General features: G+C 68.3%; 14 protein-coding genes. 7 read left to right on the forward strand and 7 right to left on the reverse strand.

Annotation, left to right across the window (positions count from 1 at the left end; all coding sequences use genetic code 11):
• Positions 1–318: 318 nt before the first annotated feature.
• The gene (locus MB1_RS16655; protein WP_066909725.1) at positions 319–1,968 is read left to right on the forward strand and encodes a threonine/serine exporter family protein; all 1,650 of its coding nucleotides are present in this window, start codon (positions 319–321) and stop codon (positions 1,966–1,968) included.
• A gap of 90 nt (positions 1,969–2,058) precedes the next feature.
• Here MB1_RS16655 and MB1_RS16660 read toward each other — a convergent pair whose 3' ends face one another.
• Together MB1_RS16660 and MB1_RS16665 are read right to left on the reverse strand one after the other, a co-directional pair.
• Positions 2,059–2,304: an MbtH family protein gene (locus MB1_RS16660; protein WP_066909728.1), complete on the reverse strand. Its 246-nt coding sequence runs from the start codon at positions 2,302–2,304 to the stop codon at positions 2,059–2,061.
• 163 nt (positions 2,305–2,467) lie between these two features.
• On the reverse strand, positions 2,468–3,283 hold the full coding sequence (locus MB1_RS16665; RefSeq protein WP_066909731.1) for an alpha/beta fold hydrolase: 816 nt from the start codon (positions 3,281–3,283) through the stop codon (positions 2,468–2,470).
• Between the two features lie 277 nt (positions 3,284–3,560).
• Here MB1_RS16665 and MB1_RS26095 point away from each other — a divergent pair, with 277 nt between their 5' ends.
• The 4 genes from MB1_RS26095 (at position 3,561) to MB1_RS26830 (ending at position 9,832) form a co-directional block, all read left to right on the forward strand.
• A complete protein-coding gene (locus tag MB1_RS26095) occupies positions 3,561–3,731 on the forward strand; it encodes a hypothetical protein (RefSeq protein WP_169801682.1) in 171 nt (56 codons plus the stop codon).
• A 218-nt stretch (positions 3,732–3,949) separates the two neighbouring features.
• Positions 3,950–5,455 (forward strand): alpha,alpha-trehalose-phosphate synthase (UDP-forming), encoded by a 1,506-nt coding sequence (locus MB1_RS16670; protein WP_084351998.1) that lies wholly within the window; start codon positions 3,950–3,952, stop codon positions 5,453–5,455.
• A gap of 19 nt (positions 5,456–5,474) precedes the next feature.
• A complete protein-coding gene (locus MB1_RS16675) occupies positions 5,475–6,269 on the forward strand; it encodes an FAD-binding oxidoreductase (RefSeq protein ID WP_084352000.1) in 795 nt (264 codons plus the stop codon).
• A 278-nt stretch (positions 6,270–6,547) separates the two neighbouring features.
• Positions 6,548–9,832, forward strand: coding sequence for an Hsp70 family protein (locus MB1_RS26830; protein ID WP_169801683.1), 3,285 nt, complete (start codon positions 6,548–6,550; stop codon positions 9,830–9,832).
• Positions 9,833–9,996: 164 nt separating this feature from the next.
• Here MB1_RS26830 and MB1_RS16685 read toward each other — a convergent pair whose 3' ends face one another.
• Complete coding sequence (locus MB1_RS16685) at positions 9,997–10,725, reverse strand: TetR/AcrR family transcriptional regulator (protein WP_084352042.1); 729 nt, start codon at positions 10,723–10,725, stop codon at positions 9,997–9,999.
• A gap of 109 nt (positions 10,726–10,834) precedes the next feature.
• Between MB1_RS16685 and MB1_RS16690 the strand changes: the two genes are divergently transcribed.
• Together MB1_RS16690 and MB1_RS16695 are read left to right on the forward strand one after the other, a co-directional pair.
• Entirely contained in the window at positions 10,835–12,301 is a 1,467-nt protein-coding gene (locus MB1_RS16690; RefSeq protein ID WP_084352004.1) for an APC family permease, read from the forward strand.
• Complete coding sequence (locus MB1_RS16695) at positions 12,294–12,929, forward strand: cysteine hydrolase family protein (RefSeq protein WP_066909743.1); 636 nt, start codon at positions 12,294–12,296, stop codon at positions 12,927–12,929. The genes MB1_RS16690 and MB1_RS16695 overlap by 8 nt, the downstream gene beginning before the upstream one ends.
• 80 nt (positions 12,930–13,009) lie before the next feature.
• On the opposite strand, the gene MB1_RS16700 is transcribed toward MB1_RS16695, so the two are convergent.
• From MB1_RS16700 to dnaK, 4 genes are all read right to left on the reverse strand, one after another.
• On the reverse strand, positions 13,010–13,435 hold the full coding sequence (locus tag MB1_RS16700; protein ID WP_066909746.1) for a heat shock protein transcriptional repressor HspR: 426 nt from the start codon (positions 13,433–13,435) through the stop codon (positions 13,010–13,012).
• A gap of 35 nt (positions 13,436–13,470) precedes the next feature.
• Positions 13,471–14,667: a molecular chaperone DnaJ gene (dnaJ, locus tag MB1_RS16705; RefSeq protein ID WP_066909749.1), complete on the reverse strand. Its 1,197-nt coding sequence runs from the start codon at positions 14,665–14,667 to the stop codon at positions 13,471–13,473.
• A 133-nt stretch (positions 14,668–14,800) separates the two neighbouring features.
• A complete protein-coding gene (gene grpE, locus MB1_RS16710; protein WP_369406874.1) occupies positions 14,801–15,619 on the reverse strand; it encodes a nucleotide exchange factor GrpE in 819 nt (272 codons plus the stop codon).
• Positions 15,616–17,460, reverse strand: coding sequence for a molecular chaperone DnaK (dnaK, locus tag MB1_RS16715; RefSeq protein WP_066909752.1), 1,845 nt, complete (start codon positions 17,458–17,460; stop codon positions 15,616–15,618). Before dnaK ends, grpE begins: the two co-directional genes overlap by 4 nt.
• Positions 17,461–17,466 lie beyond the last annotated feature (6 nt).

The following is a 17,466-nucleotide window of genomic DNA, read 5'->3' on the forward strand; positions in this document are numbered from 1 at the left end:
CTCGATCGACCGCGGTCGATCGAGATCGTCGCAAGTGTACCGACCGTCGACGCCGCCGGACGGGGCCCCGGGCAGGGTGAGGACCATCTCCGTGACAGGAGCGCCGTTGTGAGCGATAAAGGCAAGGTACGGCGCTCATTCGAGCGCGACGCACACGACAATTCGGACGAGCGCGACGGATCACCCGGGGGCGCCGACCGAGAGAAATCATCCGCGCGGGTCGCGCACACATTCGGAAAGCTGAGGGAACGTTCGGTGGTCAGGGTTCGTCGATGGCGACGGGTTCCGGGGAGGATCGTACGGGGGGCCGCCGATCGGGTGACCGCGCGCAGGCCGGCGATCAGCGATACCCATCCGTTCACCCCGAGCCCGGTCCGACCGATCCCGCTGGCGGACGAAACCCGGGTGGCGGAGGTCCTCGATCTGGCGGTCCGCATCGGCCAGGTCAACCTCGGATCCGGGATGGGCGCCTCCGATACCGCGTCGATCGTCCGGTGGGTCGCCGCTGCCTACGGCCTGGCCGATCTGCAGGTCGACGTCACGTACAACTCGATCACCGCGACGGTCGACCGGGGCCCGACGAAGTCTCCGGTCTCCGCGATCCGGGTGATCACCTCGCCGGTGATCGACTTCCATCGTCTCGATCTGGCGGACCGGTTGGTGCGGCGCATCCGCCGCGGCTCGCTGACCCCGCAGCAGGCGCGCACCGAACTCGACCACATCGCCGTCGCCGAACATCCGCACCGGGCCTGGGTGGCCACCCTGGGCTGGGCGGTCATGGCCGCCGCGGCCACGATGCTGCTCGGTGGCAACCTGTTGATCGCGGGGATCAGCTTCGTCACCACGATCGCGATCCACCTGTCCCGCACCCGGTTGGATCAAGCCGGACTGCCGGTCTTCTTCCAGCAGGTGGTCGGTGGGGCGCTCGCCGCGATACCCGCGTTGGTGCTCTACAACTTCGAGGACCGCCTGGGGATATCGGTATCGCCGTCGACGATGATCGCCGCCGGTGTCATCGTGCTGCTGGCCGGTTTGTCGCTGGTCGGCGCGGTCCAGGATGCGATCACCCGATATCCGGTCACCGCCGCCGGGCGCACGGTCGAGCTGGTGATCATGACCGGCGGCATCGTCGCCGGCGTGGCGGCGGCGCTGCGCCTGGCCGAGTTCCTGGGGCTGCGGATGCCGATCCTGGCGCAGGTGGCGCCGCCGGACCTGACCGCTCTGCCGGTCAAGGTGGTCTCTGGCGCGATCCTGTCGGCGGCCTTCGCGGTGGCCTGCTACGCGCACCGGCGCAGCCTCGGGGCCGCGGCTGCCGCGGGCGCGATCGGCACCCTGGTGCAGGCGTTGCTGCTGATCGCCGGCCTCGGCACGGTGGCGGCCGCCTCGATCGCGGCCACGCTGGTCGGCTTCATCGGCGGTCTGCTCGCCCGGCGGGCGCTCACCCCGCCGCTGATCATCGCGATCGCCGGCGTCACTCCGCTGCTGCCGGGTCTGGCGATCTACCGGGGCCTGTTCGCCCTGATGACCGAGCAGCACATCCTGGGCATCAGCTCGACGATCTCGGCGATCGGTATCGCCACCGCCCTCGCGGCCGGAGTGACCCTGGGCGAGTGGCTGGCCCGCAAGACCCGCCGGCCGCGCATCCTGCGGCGCGCCTCCGAGGTCGCCGTGGCCGCGGCCCGCAGCCGACTGCGGGAGGTGCCGGTCCCCTACAAGCAGGAGGCTCCGCTGAGCACGGGCACCCCGGCGCCCACGGTCGCGACGCAGTCGACGCCGACGCCCACTCCGTCGACTCCGTCGACCCTGCTGATGGACGAACCGGAGTTGCCCCCGGACTCGGCGGATTCGTCGGGGTCGAAGCTGCCGCCCGGGGCCACCGCGACCGCCTACTCGGAGCACCCGTACATGCGCGAGTTGCAGGCGGCCGACGATCGGCGGGCACGGTCGGGATCGTCGCGGCGACACTGACCCGGTCCGGGGCGATCACCGGACCCGAACAGCCGAAAACCCGGTGACTCCCGTACGGGGGTCACCGGGTCTCACGGTTTCGGGATCCGGTCAGGCGTCCGCCTGGGCCTTGCGGGCCGCGGCGTCGGCCTCCATGGCCTCGCGCAGGCTGCGCGGACGCATGTCGGTCCAATTCTTCTCGACGTACTCCAGGCAGGCGGCCCGGCTGTCCTCGCCGAACACGACCCGCCAGCCCTCCGGCACGTCCGCAAACGTCGGCCACAGGGAGTGCTGGTCCTCGTCATTGATCAGCACGAAGAAGCGGCCGTCCTCGTCATCGAATGGGTTGGTACTCACGTAGCCTTCTTTCGCGGGCCGACGGCCCTTCGTTACGCCCGGCCCCGACGGCCGGCGAGTCGCACGATCGGTTCTGCAGTCTTCGGGCGTGGTGTCACGGCGCCGAACCCGGATCACCCTACCAATCGGGTTCCGCGCGCCGGAGCGCCACGGTTGGCGGCGATCAGACCCCGGACGCGAGGAACCGCAGGATCTCCTGGTTGACCTTCTGCGGCTGCTCGAGATAGCCCCAGTGACCGACATCCGGAATCTCGACATACCGGGCGCCGGGAACCACCTCGGCGACCTCGCGGCCCAGATAGGCCGGAATCATGCGGTCGTCGGCGAAACCGATCGACAGCAGCGGCACCCGGATGGCGGCGTACGCCGCGCGTCGGTCGAAGGCGTCGTCGAGGTCCATCTGGGCCCGCACCCCCGGCGGGGTGGGTCCGGTGGAGAACTCGAGCAGGTCCAGCCAATCGCGCGCGGTCACCGGGTCGCGCAGCGACGCGGGCGAGAGGTTCAGCACCGCACCGATCGCGGCCGAGTACTCGGGCGGCAGTTTGATGCCCGCGTCGTAGACGGCGCGTTCACCGACACTCAGTGTTTTCTGCAACTCGTCGAGCCGGGCATGACCAGCCAAAAGTATGGCTTTCGACACCACATCCGGTCGACTCAACGCCAATTCCTGGACGACGCGAGCTCCCATGGAGGTGCCGATCAACACCGCCTTTTCGTCCCCCTCGCGCAGCAACTGAATCAATGCGGCGGTATCGGCGACCAGATCGTCGATAACCATTCCGCCGGCGGATTCGTCGCTCGGCGCGATACCCCGGTTATCGAAGGTCAGTACCCGAAAACCGGCTCCCACCAGGGCGGGAACCTGGTGTAGGTGCCATACGCGGCCGGGGCTGCCGGTGCCCATGACCAGCACGACCAGCGGTCCTCGGCCGGAGATTTGGTAGTTGATACGGATTCCATTGACATCGGCCATCGGCATGGGGGCGAGCGCTCCTCAACAATCGTGTTCTCGTCGTCCGGAGCAGCGCCGCGACACACGAGACCGCCCGGCTCCCCGGCTCATACGTCAGCCCCGTCGGACCTGGATCGCACGACGGAATTGGCGTAGCGGGCGGCAACTCCTAGAGTTGAAGAGTTACCCTACGCGACGCGCAGCGGGCGTGTGACCTCCCGAAAGGCCGGTTTCTCGTCCCCGCGACGACACAGGGACCCCCATCGTCGACAATCGATGCTCGCACCGAAGCGAAAGGACTCGAATGAGCCAGGCAACCCACGACAACGACCTCACCGACGACGACCTCGAACCGGTCACCGACGAGACCGCCTACCGGGCACAGCGCGTCGTCGCCGCCTACGCGCAGGATGCCGACGAGTGCCGCGTCCTGCTGTCGATGCTCGGCATCGGCGCACCCACCACGGCGGTCTGACCGACCGCCCGCAATGCCGTCCGCAGGACCGGCCGCGCCCTCGAGCTAACCTCGTTACGTCGGAAACCGGACGTCAGGGGGCACGAAGCGTGGCCGAGTCGGAAGGTTCAGCAATCGTGGGGGGTTCCGGGCGACCGGGAGGGTCGGCGCAGCCGGCGGTTCCCGACGGTGCGGCGGGATCGGATTTTGTCGTCGTCGCCAATCGACTTCCGGTCGATATGCAGAAGACGGCCGACGGAATCGAATGGCGGCGCAGCCCGGGTGGTCTGGTGACCGCCCTCGAACCCATTCTGCGCAGCGGCCAGGGCGCCTGGGTCGGTTGGCCGGGCGTCGCCGATGCGGACGTCGAGCCCTTCGAGGACGACGGTCTTCGTCTCGTTCCGGTACCGCTGAGCGCCGAAGAGGTCGAGAACTACTACGAGGGCTTCTCCAACGCCACCCTGTGGCCGCTCTACCACGACGTGATCGTGCGCCCGATCTATCACCGACACTGGTGGAACGCGTACGTCGAGGTCAATCGGCGGTTCGCCGAGAAGGCGGCGCAGGTCGCCGCCCCGGGCGCCACGGTCTGGATCCAGGACTACCAGCTGCAGTTGGTGCCCAAGATGTTGCGGAAGCTGCGCAAGGACCTGACGATCGGGTTCTTCCTGCATATCCCGCTGCCGCCGGTCGAGCTGTTCATGCAGCTGCCGTGGCGCAGCGAGATCGTCGAGGGCCTGCTCGGCGCCGATCTGGTCGGCTTCCACCTGCCGGGCGGCGCGCAGAACTTCCTGATCCTGGCCAAGCGGCTCGGCGGGTACACCGTGTCCAAGAGCGCGATCACCCGATCCAAGCCGGGCATCGTGCAGGTCGGCTTCCGCTTCGTCCACGTCGGCGCGTTCCCGATCTCGATCGATTCCGGGTCGATGGACGAGGTCTCCCGGTCCCGCTCGATCCGCGAACGCGCGAAGCAGATCCGCAAGGAGCTGGGCAATCCGAGGAAGATCCTGCTCGGAATCGACCGCCTGGACTACACCAAGGGCATCGACGTGCGCCTGGCCGCCTTCCAGGAGTTGCTCGAGGAGGGTGAGCTCGACCCCGCGGATACCGTGATGCTGCAGGTCGCCACGCCCAGCCGCGAGCGGGTGGAGAGCTACCGGGTTCTGCGCGGCGAGATCGAAGGGCGCATCGGCCGGATCAACGGCGACTTCGGGGAGATCGGTCGGCCCGCGGTGCACTACATCCACCGCCCGATTCCGCGGGACGAGCTGATCGCCTTCTTCCTCGCCGCGGACGTCATGGTGGTGACCCCCTTGCGCGACGGCATGAACCTGGTGGCCAAGGAATACGTCGCCTGCCGCAGCGACCTTGGCGGCGCGCTGGTGCTCAGCGAGTTCACCGGGGCGGCGGCCGAACTGCGCCAGGCCTATCTGTGCAATCCGCACGACCTCAACAGCGTCAAGGATGCGCTGGTCCGCGCGGTTCGCCAGGACCGCGAATTCGGCCGGCGCACGATGCGCGCGATGCGCCGACAGGTGCTCACCCACGACGTCGATCTGTGGGCCCGAAGCTTCCTGAGCGCGCTCGCCCGTTCCCGCGGGCAGGGAACCGAGGCCCATCTGACCGCGCAGCCGGCGGACCCGAGCCTGCCCGCCGGGATCGAACACGCCGCGGTGACCGAACTGGTGGAGTACGTCGACGAGCCGGCAACGGTCGGACCGGGCTCGGAAGCCGGTGAACGGTAGGGCTGTGAACGGGGGGCGGGTGAACGCGGGATCAGGGGCGACGTCGCCGGATCCCCGAGTCGACGCGCAGGTGGTGGAGGTCCATCGACTGCGCTGGGATACCACGGTGATCCGATTGATCAGCACCCTGCCGGTACCGTTCTACGCCGGTCAGGCCCTCGAGGTGGAGACGCCGCACTTCCCCGGCGTCGTTCGCCGCTACTACTGCGCATTGCCCCCGTCGCTGGACGGCAAGCTGGAATTCCACGTTCGAACGGTCCCCGGCGGCTTGACCTCGGAGACCATCGTCAACGACGTGCGACCGAACGAGATCTGGCGGATCGGCGCGGCCGGAGGTGCGCTGCACGTCGATTCGTCCGACCGACCGGCGGTGATGGCCGCCGTCGGTATCGGGGTGGCCCCGATGCGGGCGATGCTGGTCGAACTCGCACAGCAGGGCGATCCGCCGGAGGTATTCCTCTTCTACGCCGATACCTTCCATCGTGATCTGTACGCCCTCGATGCGCTCTTTCCCCTGCAACAGACCTTCGATTGGTTGACGGTTATTCCGATCGTCGATCGCGCCGGCGATCCGTCGTTGCCCGATCCGTACCACGATCGGTTGCGGGAGGCCCTGCAGGGCGATCCGGCGGCTGCGGTGGTGCTCGACCCGGCGGCGTCCGGCGTCGTCGTGGGGTCGATCGAGCGGATACTGGCGTCCTACGAGGGCTTCCACGGTGAACAGGTGATGGTCGCCGGACCCCCCGAACGGGTGTCGACGATCGTGCGAGCGCTGATCGATTCGGGCACCCCGCGTACCGCGATCAGAACTTGACCCTCGCCACGTCCGGCGATGGTTGTGGTTTCCGAGCGGGATGAACCACCCCTATGATGCAGGCGATGCATTACCGATAGTCGGATACATCCGAGTCGGGATCAGCATTTAAGGTCGGCATGAGGGGGTGTGGTCGACATATGTCGGAGAATTTCGATACGGATACTCGCGGGGGCGACGGTATTCGGGCGATCGGCTTGAAAGTGGGTTCGCATTCCGCGGTGGCCGTTGCGGTCCACGCCGACGGGACCCGTGACCGTATCGTCCGCCGTTCCGCTTTGGACCTCACTCCCGGACAGCCGCCGCGGCTGGCCGGGGTCGGCGAATCGACCGACGGGCTGACGGCGGTCTCGTCGCTCGCCGAGCGCAACAACACCTATCCGATGGACCACCGCCACTTCGTGACGGCGCTGACCTGTCTGGTCGCCGAGCTGACCCCGGATACGCCGCCGTCGGTCGCCGTCGCGCATCCGAGCACCTGGTCGAACGAGACGATCCGCGAGATCGGGCGACTCGCGGCGCAGCGCGGGCTGATCGACATCGCCTTCATCTCCGAGCCCAGTGCCACGGTGTCCTGGATCGAGCAGAGTGGGGATCTGCCGCACGACCAGGCTCTGCTGGTGGTCGATCTCGGTGCGTCGACGTTGGACGTCTCGGTGATCCGCATCGGCGCGGACGGCCGCTGCCGGTCGGCGGGCCGGCCACTGCACATGGCGTACTTCGGCGGGGACGCGCTCGATCGCGCGCTCGCCGATCACCTGTTGGTCGCCTCGGGTACTCGATTCGGCGACGACGACGCCCTGCTGCGCGAATGCGCACGGGCGCGGGAAACGCTCAGTGCGCGGTCGAGCGTGCAGATCGACGTACCGTTCGGTGAACCGGTCGAGATGAGCCGCCAGGAATTGAACGACATCCTGCGGCCGACGCTCGAATCGGTGGTGGAACAGGCGCGGCTGGCGATGCAGTCGGCGGAACTCGGCGACGGGGATATCGGTCGCGTGGTGCTGATCGGTGGCTGTGCGAGCACGCCGCTGTTGGTCGAGATGATCTCGATGGACGTGCGGGCGATGACCACCATCGAGCAGGACCCGGTGGCCACCTCCGCCGGGGGCGCCGCGCTGATCGCCGCTCAGCGCGCCGATCGGTCCGACCTTCCGCCGGCGCGGGTTCGTCGGGATCGTCGCGCGCGGGCGGCAGTCGGGTCGGCAACGGCCGGATCGGCGGCAGGTGCGGCGGCGGCGGGCTCGGTGGCTGCTGGACCCGCAGCAGCCGGGCCGGCGGCGGCCGAATCGGCTGTAAGTGGGCCGGCGGCGGCCGCATCGGCAGCCGGTCTACCGGCAGCAAGTGGATCGGCAGCGGGTGTAGCGGCGGCCGGATCGGCAGCGCCTCGCGGCGAATCGGACTCTCCGGCGGCCGCATCGGTCGAGGCCGGCGGTTCGGCCCGCGAAGCCGTCGAGGCCGTTCCCGTTGAGGCCGTCGAGCGTCCGGAACCGCCGCGGCCTGCGGAGGTGGCCGAGGCTCCGTCCGCTGCGTCGCCGGTGATCGAACCGCCTCGGGTGATCGACGAACCGATCAGCACCGTATCGACGGTCGATGACGCATCCGCGATCGATGTGCCCGTGCCCGAACGGGACGAGCCCGCCGCAGACCGGCCGGCCGCGCTCGTCGACGAGGTCGCCGCAGGCGTCGGGACCCACCCGGCGGAGGCGGTCGCAGGCAGCACCCGTCCGGTCGAGCCGATCGCCGGTAGCCCCGGCCCGGTCGAACCTGTCACGAGCAGCGCACGCCCGATCGAACCGATCGCGAGCAACCCCCGCCGGATCGACCCGGTCACGGACGCCGAGGCGCCAATCTCCGTGCCCGATATGTCGTCGGCCGCATCCGGCGGGTCGACCGCAGCTTCCGCTTTCGGCGAGACAACAGCCGCCGCCGCACCGAGCGTCGAGACTCCGGCAGCAGTCCGCACGCCGACGGCAGTCGACACTCCGGCAGCAATCAGCAGTCCAGCGATCAGCACTCCGGCGCCGGCGGGCACCTCAGCGGCAGCCGCCACTCCAACGGCGACGGCCACTCCGGCCGCAGCGGCTACTACGGCAGCGGCCACTCCGGCCGCAGCGGCTACTACGGCAGCGGCCACTCCGGCGGCAGCGGCCAAACCAGCGACGGCCACTCCGCCGGCGCCGGCCGCGGAGTCCGGTAGCGGCCATCCATCAGCAGAAGAGCCGGTTCCGGCGCGCAGCATCGGGGCGACGGACGCCGAGGATGCCGCCGCAGACCCCACAGCCCTCGCAGACCGGCCGGCGGATGTGCCGGAGCCGCGTCCGGCGGTCTCCCCGATCGATTTCGGCCCGGCGTCCGAGCCGATCCGCTTCTACCCTGTCGGCGGATCACATCCGATGACAGGTGGGGACGCGACCGGTGCGAGTGCGACGCTCGCCGGTGAGACGGCGGCGGACCCTGCTGCCGGCAGGGAAACGCCGGCGACCCGAGACGCGCCGGACACCCCGGAAACGACGGTCGCCGAAGAGACGACGGCCACCGGGGAGACGACTGCTACCGGGGACCCGGACGAGACGCCCGCCCGTTCCGAGGTGGAGGCTTCGTCGGCCGAGCCCGAGCCCGCCACCGAGCGGCACCTGCTGCCGATCACCGGAGGCAGTACCGAGGCGATCGGCTACGCCGCCGCGATCCGCGAGGAACTCGCCGGGGTCGACGCGGCCGCTTCCCCGTCCGCCGCACCCGGCACCCGACCGACCGGCGGCTCGACCACCGGCGCCCGCTCCACAACCGACGCCCGACCCACAGCCGGCGCTCGCTCCACAACCGGTGCGCGCTCCACAGCCGGCGCCGGCGCGACCGACGACACCGGAACGTCCGACGACAAGGCGACTCCGGCGGCATACAGCGCTGTCAGCTTCGACGAGGTCTTCCCGCTCGATCGGCCGAGCCGTTGGTCGACCGATCGCACCGACCCGAGCGCGGATGCCGGCGCCACCGCCGACCGGAGCGCGGACGGCGACCGGGCGGCCGACACCTCCGCGGCAGCACCGGCGGCAGCGCCCAAGGGAACGCCCAAGGGAGCGAAGCGGGAACGCGGGCGCTCCCGCGCGGGTGTCTGGGTCCTGGCCGGAGCGGCATCGCTGGCGGCGTGCGGTCTGGTGATCGGCTGGTTGCTCGGGACGCGAAGCACCGGTCCGTCCGAGGCGACCGTCCTCGAGGCGGGCCAGACCGCGACCACGGTGATCACAACCGTGATCACGCCGGCGCCGCTGCCGGCCCCGCCGGAGACGCCGGCGCCGGATCCCGACCCGCCGGTCGAGGCGGTCGCCAATCAGGTTCCGGCGCCCGCACCGGTGGTCACCCAGCAGGTCGCGCCCGCCCCGCAGGTGCAGCAGGCCGCGCCGACCGCGGAGACGACGCGACGCCCCGAGGTTGGCAAGCCGCCGCCACAGGCCGAGGTCGCGCCGGTCGAGATCAAGCCCGACGACACCGCCGCACGTAAGGGTCGGACCGATGGCGGAAGCCGACGGCCCCCGAGCCTGATGGACGTCATCTTCGGCTGATCCCGCCGGACCGGGACACGACGAACGCCGGCCGCTCCCTAAACCCGAAGGCAGCTCACAGGCGACGACGCGCTGCCTCAAAGCATTCGAGAACGCAACGGTCATATCCAACCGATATCGAGGGTTTACGCCGGTCGGACACTCTCAACTACCTGCGATTGACCTCAGGTTGATTGCCCACCCGACGTGCGATTGTAAGCGTCGGCTCGAGGGTCGGTGACCGTGACGGCGGAGTCGACTGTGGCCAGTAGCTGCCCCGACCGATCGGCGACGTGGTCCAGACTGGTGGTCCACCCGGCCAGGCGCAGGCATGACCCGGCGAGCTGACGCGGACTATCCGGGGCGAGCTTGCCGTCTGCCCGTATGTTGGCGACGGATTCGACCAGCCGAAATGTGTGATCGCCGACGGGGCCACTACCGGCGTCCTCCGCCACCTCAGCGGCGAAGTCGACGTGAAACTGCCGAAGCGCCTGGCGCATGGTCAAGGCCGAGTCGAAGACCGCCGAGTGGGCTTCGGGTAGGAAGAACAGCACGCCCAGGTTCCACTTCCAGGTGGCCAGCACGGTGGCGTCGTACAGCGACAGCGCATACAGACGTGCGGCGCGGTTCAGGGCGTCATCGGCGGGGTGTGTGGAGAGGATGCCGGCAGCGTCGAGAGCAGGTCGGACAAGCGCCTCCAGCAGGGTGCCGAGGATGTCGTCCTTGGATGCGAAGTGATGGTAGAGCACATTTTGGCGCACCCCGACCGCATCCGCGATCTGTCGTGTGCTCGTCGCTCCGAAGCCCTGAGTTGTTATCAGTTCTGCTGCCGCATCGAGGATTTCGCTGCGCGTACTGCCGCCGCTGCGGGTCGGGGCGCTCGTGCGTGGGCGCCCCCGACCTCGTGTCTCCACGACCTCATGGTGCCACACGAGTCTGGAGCCATCTGTTCTTAACGGCGCTTCATGCGTTCGTAACGCACACGATATTGCTGCGTTTCGACCGCGCCAGAATATAGGTCACATGACCAATAAACGTGCCGGTTCGATCGCTGAACCGTCAGTGCCGCACTCCCGGGGCGCCGAGCCGGACACCGGCAGTGATGACCTCCGCGACTTCAGTGTGAGCTCGGTATTCGGGGTTGCTTTCGCGTTCATCTCTCCGATCATCGCCCTGTACGCAATCTTCGATATTGCGTTCGGGATCGCCGGACCCTCGTTCTGGTGGGCGTTCGTTGTTGTCCTGGCAGGCCAGCTGCTCGTCGCCCTGGTGTTCGGGGAGCTGTCGAGCCGATGGCCCGAGGAAGGTGGCGTGTACGCCTGGTCGAAAAGACTCGTCGGCGAGAGCTACGGGTGGCTGACCGGATGGGTCCACATCTGGACGCTCATCACCCTCAATGCGGCCGCCGCCTTTGCAGCCAGCACTTTCGCCGCCGCGGCGTTCGGCCTGGACGACCCCGGGACCGGTGTCCGCCTGGCTTTCGCGGTGGGATTTATGATCGTCGCCACCTTGGTGAACAGTCTGAACCGGCGCCTGCTCAAGGTGTTCATCGCACTGTCGATCGGGTGCGAGGTAATCGGTAGCCTTCTCGTCGGGACAGTCCTGCTCGCCTTTCATCGGCACAACAGCATCTCGGTCCTGTGGTCTGGATTCGAGGGCGGGGCAATGGCTTTCACAGTTGGCCCGCTTCTCGCCGCGGTGGCGGTCGTCGGATGGGCATTCATCGGCTTCGAAAGCGCCGGCGACCTCGCCGCCGAGGTGAAGAACCCCGGCCGAAGCGTACCGTTGGCGATAATCGGCTCACTGATCTTGGTCGCAGCAACGGTGATGTACGCTGCGGTCGCCCTGATCCTGGCGGTCCCCGATCTTGACGCCGTGACAGCCGGAACGATCGACGCTTCGCTTGTGCAGACGTTGTCATCGACCTTGGGCGGCGCGGTGGTCGTGCCGATGTCGGTGGTCGTGTCGATCGCCTTCGCCTCCGGCATCGCTGCGGTCAGCACCGCGCTCTCACGCAGCGTGCACGCGATGGCCGCCCAGCAGTCATTGCCGGGATCCGCGGCGCTCACCCAGCTATCTACTCGAGATCGCCTGCCACGCAACGCATTAATTGCGACCTCAGCGACAACATGTGCGTTGTTGATCCTCGCTGTCGGATTCAACTTCTACGACGTAATGATCGCCATGTCCACCGGCGGCTTCTACATCGCATTCTTCCTGCCTGTGGTCGCCATGCTGTTCACACGCATCCGCGGACTTTGGACCCCCGGGGTCTTTACCCTCGGAAACCTCGGCGGCCTGGTCGTCAACGCCATCGCGGCCCTGTGGTTGCTCCTGCAGATCATCAACATCTCATGGCCCCGTGATATCGGCGCCGACTGGTACGTCGAGTGGGGATGCCTGCTGATGTACCTGTTCACCGGTGTCCTCGGCGCCGCCGTCCTACTCCGCTACCGCCGCAGCAACCGAAGGATCAGTACCCATGCGTGACCTACCCACCCGAGCATCATCCGACGTCGCCCTCATCTGCATCGATGTGCAGCGCGATTTTGTGCCGACCACCCAGAACGGACTCGATGCGCCGGAGGTCTCCGCGATTCGCCGCCTCGTCGACAGTGCTCGGCGCGCCTCCATCCCGGTCATCTTCATCCGCGAGATACATCACCCCACACTGACCGACCTCGGCCGAGAGGTAGACGGCGTAGAGGACCTGCACTGTATCGAGGGCACACCCGGAGCAGAGTTCATCGACGACTTCGGCCCCCGGCCCGATGAATACGAAGTACGCAAGCGTCGCTACTCGGCCTTCTTCAACACCGACCTGGACATAATCCTGCGTGGGTACAAAGCGAGCACCGTCATACTTACGGGCGGCCTGACCGACGTATGTGTGCACTACACCGCCGTTGACGCCCACCAGAACGACTACCACTTCCGAGTGGTGTCCGACGCGGTCTACGGCTCCTCGGAGTCAGCACATCACGCCGCGCTGAACGCCATGACGTATCTGCAGCGCGACTCGGTGATCACGCTCGGCGCCACAATGGAATTACTCGCTGCCGGACCGGACTGCAGCCGGTCCACGGAAGACAGATACACCGACGAGATCGTCCGCTGAACCGCAACGCCCACGAAGGTCGATCGGTGGATCGAGGCCAAAGGGGGCGGCCGGCGTTCGGGGTATGCAGACGGTTGTCGTCAGCGGTCGGTACGGCGGTTGCGGGGCTGCCAGACGACCAGGGCGCCGCCGGGGCGCACATCGAGCGCTCCGGAGCGGCGGGCCGCCTGCGCCTGCAGGTCCGCGACCTGGGCGGTCAACTCCGCCACGCGCTGCTGGAGCGCATCGACCTGATTGGTCAGGTCGATGATGCGCTTGATCCCCGCCAGGTTGACACCCTCGTCCTGCGACAGGCGCTGCACCTCGCGCAGCAGCACGACATCGCGCGGCGAGTACCGCCGCCCCCCACCGCTGGTGCGATGGGGTGTCACCAATCCCAGTCGGTCATACGTGCGCAGCGTCTGCGCGTGCATACCGGCCAGCTGCGCGGCAACCGAGATCACGAAGAGTCGTGCGTCCGGATCGGGGGTGCCGTCCGACGACAACTGTCCGTCCTGTTCGGCCATCGCGTCTCACCTCACTCGTCAAAAATTGTCTGTCACTACGCGCCGCCGGGCCACTCGGCCCGCGGGTTGAATCCGGATGCCTGCTCGACCTCGGCGTAGGCGCGCAGCGCTTGGGTGGCCTCGTCGCTCAGCGAACGGGGCACCGCCACCCGAACGGTGACCAGCAGATCGCCGCTTCCGGACTTGGTCTGAATGCCCTTGTCCTTGAGCCGCAGGGTGCGGCCGTCGACCGTGCCCGCCGGGATCTTCACCCCGACCCGACCGGCCAGGGTCGGGACCGACACCGTTGTGCCGAGCACCAATTCGCTGTAGGACACCGGCAGGGTCAGCGTCAGATCGTCGCCGTTGCGGCCGAAGACCCGATCCGGGCGCACGTGCACGGTGACGAAGAGGTCACCCGCCGCCGCGCCGCGCAGGCCGGCCTCCCCGCGTCCGGCGACCCGGATGCGCTGGCCGTCGGCGACACCGGGCGGAACCCGCACGGTGACCGTTCGCGACCGTTCCTGTACCCCGGTGCCCATGCAGGTGGCGCAGGGGTCGTCGATCACCGAACCGGTGCCGCGGCAGACGTCGCAGGGTTCGCTGAACCCGAACGCGCCCTGGTTGCGGCTGACCACTCCGGATCCATTGCACTTGGCGCAGACGCGCGGGCTGGTGCCCGGCTTGGCGCCGCTGCCGTGGCAGGTCGTACAGGCCGCGGGGCTGGTGATGCTCAGCGGCACGGTGGTGCCCAGCGCCGCTTCGCGGAACTCCAGCGATACCTCGGCGGACAGGTCCCGACCGCGCGAGGGAGCGTTCGGTGTCCCGGTGCGCCGACCGGTGCCGGTATTGCCGAACAGTCCGCCGAACAGATCCGAGAAGGAGCCGTCGGCCGCGCCGCCGCGGCCACCGGGGGCGCCGCCCGGTGTGAACAGGTCCGAGAAGTCGAACCCGCCACCGGAGCCGGTGGAGAAGCCGCCGCGATCGCCGAAGCCTCCGCGGTAGCCGCCTCCGCCGGTGAACAGCGCGCGGGTCTCGTCGTACTCCTTGCGCTTGTCGACATCGGACAACACGGCATGCGCCTCGCTGACCGCCTTGAAGCGCTCCTCGGCGGCCGGGTCGTCCGGGTTGGCGTCGGGGTGCAGGTCGCGAGCGAGCTTGCGATAAGCCCGCTTGATCTCGTCCTGCGATGCGTCGGAGGAGACGCCGAGTTCCTTGTAGAAGTCCTTTTCCAGCCACTCCCGCTGCGTCATCGGCCTCCTCCCCTCCTCATCGTGTGCTTACCCAACGCTGTGTTCACCTTCACCCGCACGTCTTCGTCCCTGTTCACCGAACCGGGTACGGCCGGCGCGGCGCTCTCGCCGGTCGCCGACCGTACCCGGGTTCCTATGCGTTCTTCGCCGCCGACTCGGCCGGTGCGTCGACCACACCGACCATCGCCGTGCGAACCAACCGGTCGCCCAAGCGATAGCCGTGGCGCATCACCATGCCGAGCACCGGGTTCGAGCCGTCGCCCTCATGTTGCACAGCCTCGTGCAATTCGGGGTCGAACGGATCGCCCTCCGCGCCGAACGCAACCAATCCGAGTCCTTCGAAGACCGCATTGAGCTTGTCGGACAGCGCCCGCATCGGCCCGGTCTCGAGATCGCCGTGCCGACGGGCCCGATCGAGGTCGTCGAGAACCGGCAGGAACTGTCGGACGACGGCCACCTTGGCACCGTCGGCCGCGGCCGCGCGCTCGCGTTCGGCACGCCGCCGGTAGTTCGCGTACTCGGCGGTCATCCGCTTCAGGTCGGCCATCAGCTCGCCGACCTTGGCGGAATCCTCGCCCTCCGCCTCCGGCGTCGCCGCGGGTGCGTCCTCGACGGGGGTGTCCCCATCTTCGACGGTCACCTCATCGACGATCACCTCGGCATCCACCGCTTCCGCGGTGGAAGCGGACGGCTTCTCGGCCGCCCCCGCGGTCTCGGCCGAACCCGCAGCCGCCCGATCGGACGCCGGCGCCCCGGCCGACGCCTGCTCGGGTCGAGCCGAACCGGCGCCTCGGGCTCCGGGCGTCGCCGCGCCGCTCACGCCGCCACTCGCCGCACCCGACACCCGGGCGGGTGAACTGCGCACCCACCCGGTGTCGGGATCGATCCGACGCTTGTCGACATAGCGAATCGGCTCCGGTTCACCCGAATCGGCGTCCCGCGTTCCGGTCACTTCTGATCCGAGGGGTTCGACGGATCGTCGACAACCTCGGCGTCGACGACGTCATCGTCGGAGTCGGTCGCGGTGGCGCCACCGGCGGCACCCTCCTTGGCCTGCGCCTCGTAGATCGCCTGGCCGAGGGCCTGCGACTCGGTGCTGACCTTCTCCACCGCGGCCTTGATCGCCGCGATGTCGGTACCGGCGAGAGCGGTCTTGGCCTCGGCGATCGCCGCCTCGACCTTGGTCTTGATCTCGTCGGAGACCTTGTCGGAGTTGTCCGCGATGAACTTCTCCGTCTGGTAGACCAGCGACTCCGCCTGGTTGCGGACCTCGGCCTCCTCGCGACGCGTCTTGTCCTCCTGCGCGTGCGCCTCGGCGTCCTTGATCATCCGGTCGATCTCCTCCTGGGACAGGCCGGAGCCGTCCTGGATCTTGATCGTGTTCTCCTTGCCGGTGCCCTTGTCCTTCGCGGTGACGTGCACGATGCCGTTGGCATCGATGTCGAAGGTCACCTCGATCTGCGGGACACCGCGCGGGGCCGGCGGGATACCGGTCAGCTCGAAGGATCCGAGCAGCTTGTTGTGCGAGGCGATCTCGCGCTCACCCTGGAAGACCTGGATCTGCACCGACGGCTGGTTGTCGTCGGCGGTGGTGAAGGTCTCGCTGCGCTTGGTCGGGATCGTGGTGTTGCGCTCGATCAGCTTGGTCATCACGCCACCCTTGGTTTCGATACCGAGGGACAGCGGGGTGACGTCGAGCAGCAGGACGTCCTTGACCTCACCCTTGAGCACACCGGCCTGCAGGGCGGCGCCGACGGCGACGACCTCGTCCGGGTTGACGCCCTTGTTCGGCTCACGTCCGCCGGTCAGTTCCTTGACCAGCTCGGTGACCGCGGGCATACGGGTGGAGCCACCGACGAGGACCACATGGTCGATGTCGTTGACCGAGATGCCGGCGTCCTTGATGACCGACTGGAACGGCACGCGGGTGCGATCCAGCAGGTAGGCGGTGATCTTCTGGAACTCGCTGCGGGAGAGCTGCTCGTCGAGGAAGAGCGGGTTCTTGTCCGCGTCCACCGTGATGTACGGCAGGTTGATCGACGTCGACTGCGAGCTCGACAGCTCGATCTTCGCCTTCTCCGCCGCCTCGCGCAGGCGCTGCAGGGCCATCTTGTCCTTGGTCAGGTCGATGCCGTTCTGCGCCTTGAACTTCTCGACGAGCCAGTCGACGACGCGCTGATCCCAGTCGTCGCCACCGAGCTGGTTGTCACCGGAGGTCGCGCGGACCTCGACGACGCCGTCGCCGATCTCGAGCAGCGACACGTCGAAGGTGCCACCACCGAGGTCGAAGACCAGGATGGTCTGTTCCTTCTCACCCTTGTCCAGGCCGTAGGCCAGGGCAGCCGCGGTCGGCTCGTTGACGATCCGCATGACGTTGAGGCCGGCGATCTGGCCGGCTTCCTTGGTCGCCTGGCGCTGCGCGTCCTCGAAGTAGGCCGGGACGGTGATCACCGCGTCGGTGACCTCCTCGCCCAGGTATGCCTCGGCGTCGCGCTTGAGCTTCATCAGCGTGCGGGCGCTGATCTCCTGCGGGGTGTACTTCTTGCCATCGATGTCGACGTTCCAGTCGGTGCCGATATGGCGCTTGACCGATCGGATCGTCCGGTCGACGTTGGTGACCGCCTGGTTCTTCGCGGGCTGGCCGACCAGCACCTCTCCGTTCTTGGCGAAGGCCACCACCGACGGTGTGGTCCGGGAGCCCTCCGCGTTCGCGATGACCGTGGGCTCACCACCCTCGAGCACGGATACCACCGAGTTGGTGGTGCCCAGGTCGATTCCCACCGCTCGACTCATTACCTG

It is taken from the genome of Millisia brevis NBRC 105863, assembly GCF_001552615.1.
Taxonomy (GTDB): Bacteria; Actinomycetota; Actinomycetes; order Mycobacteriales; family Mycobacteriaceae; genus Millisia; species Millisia brevis.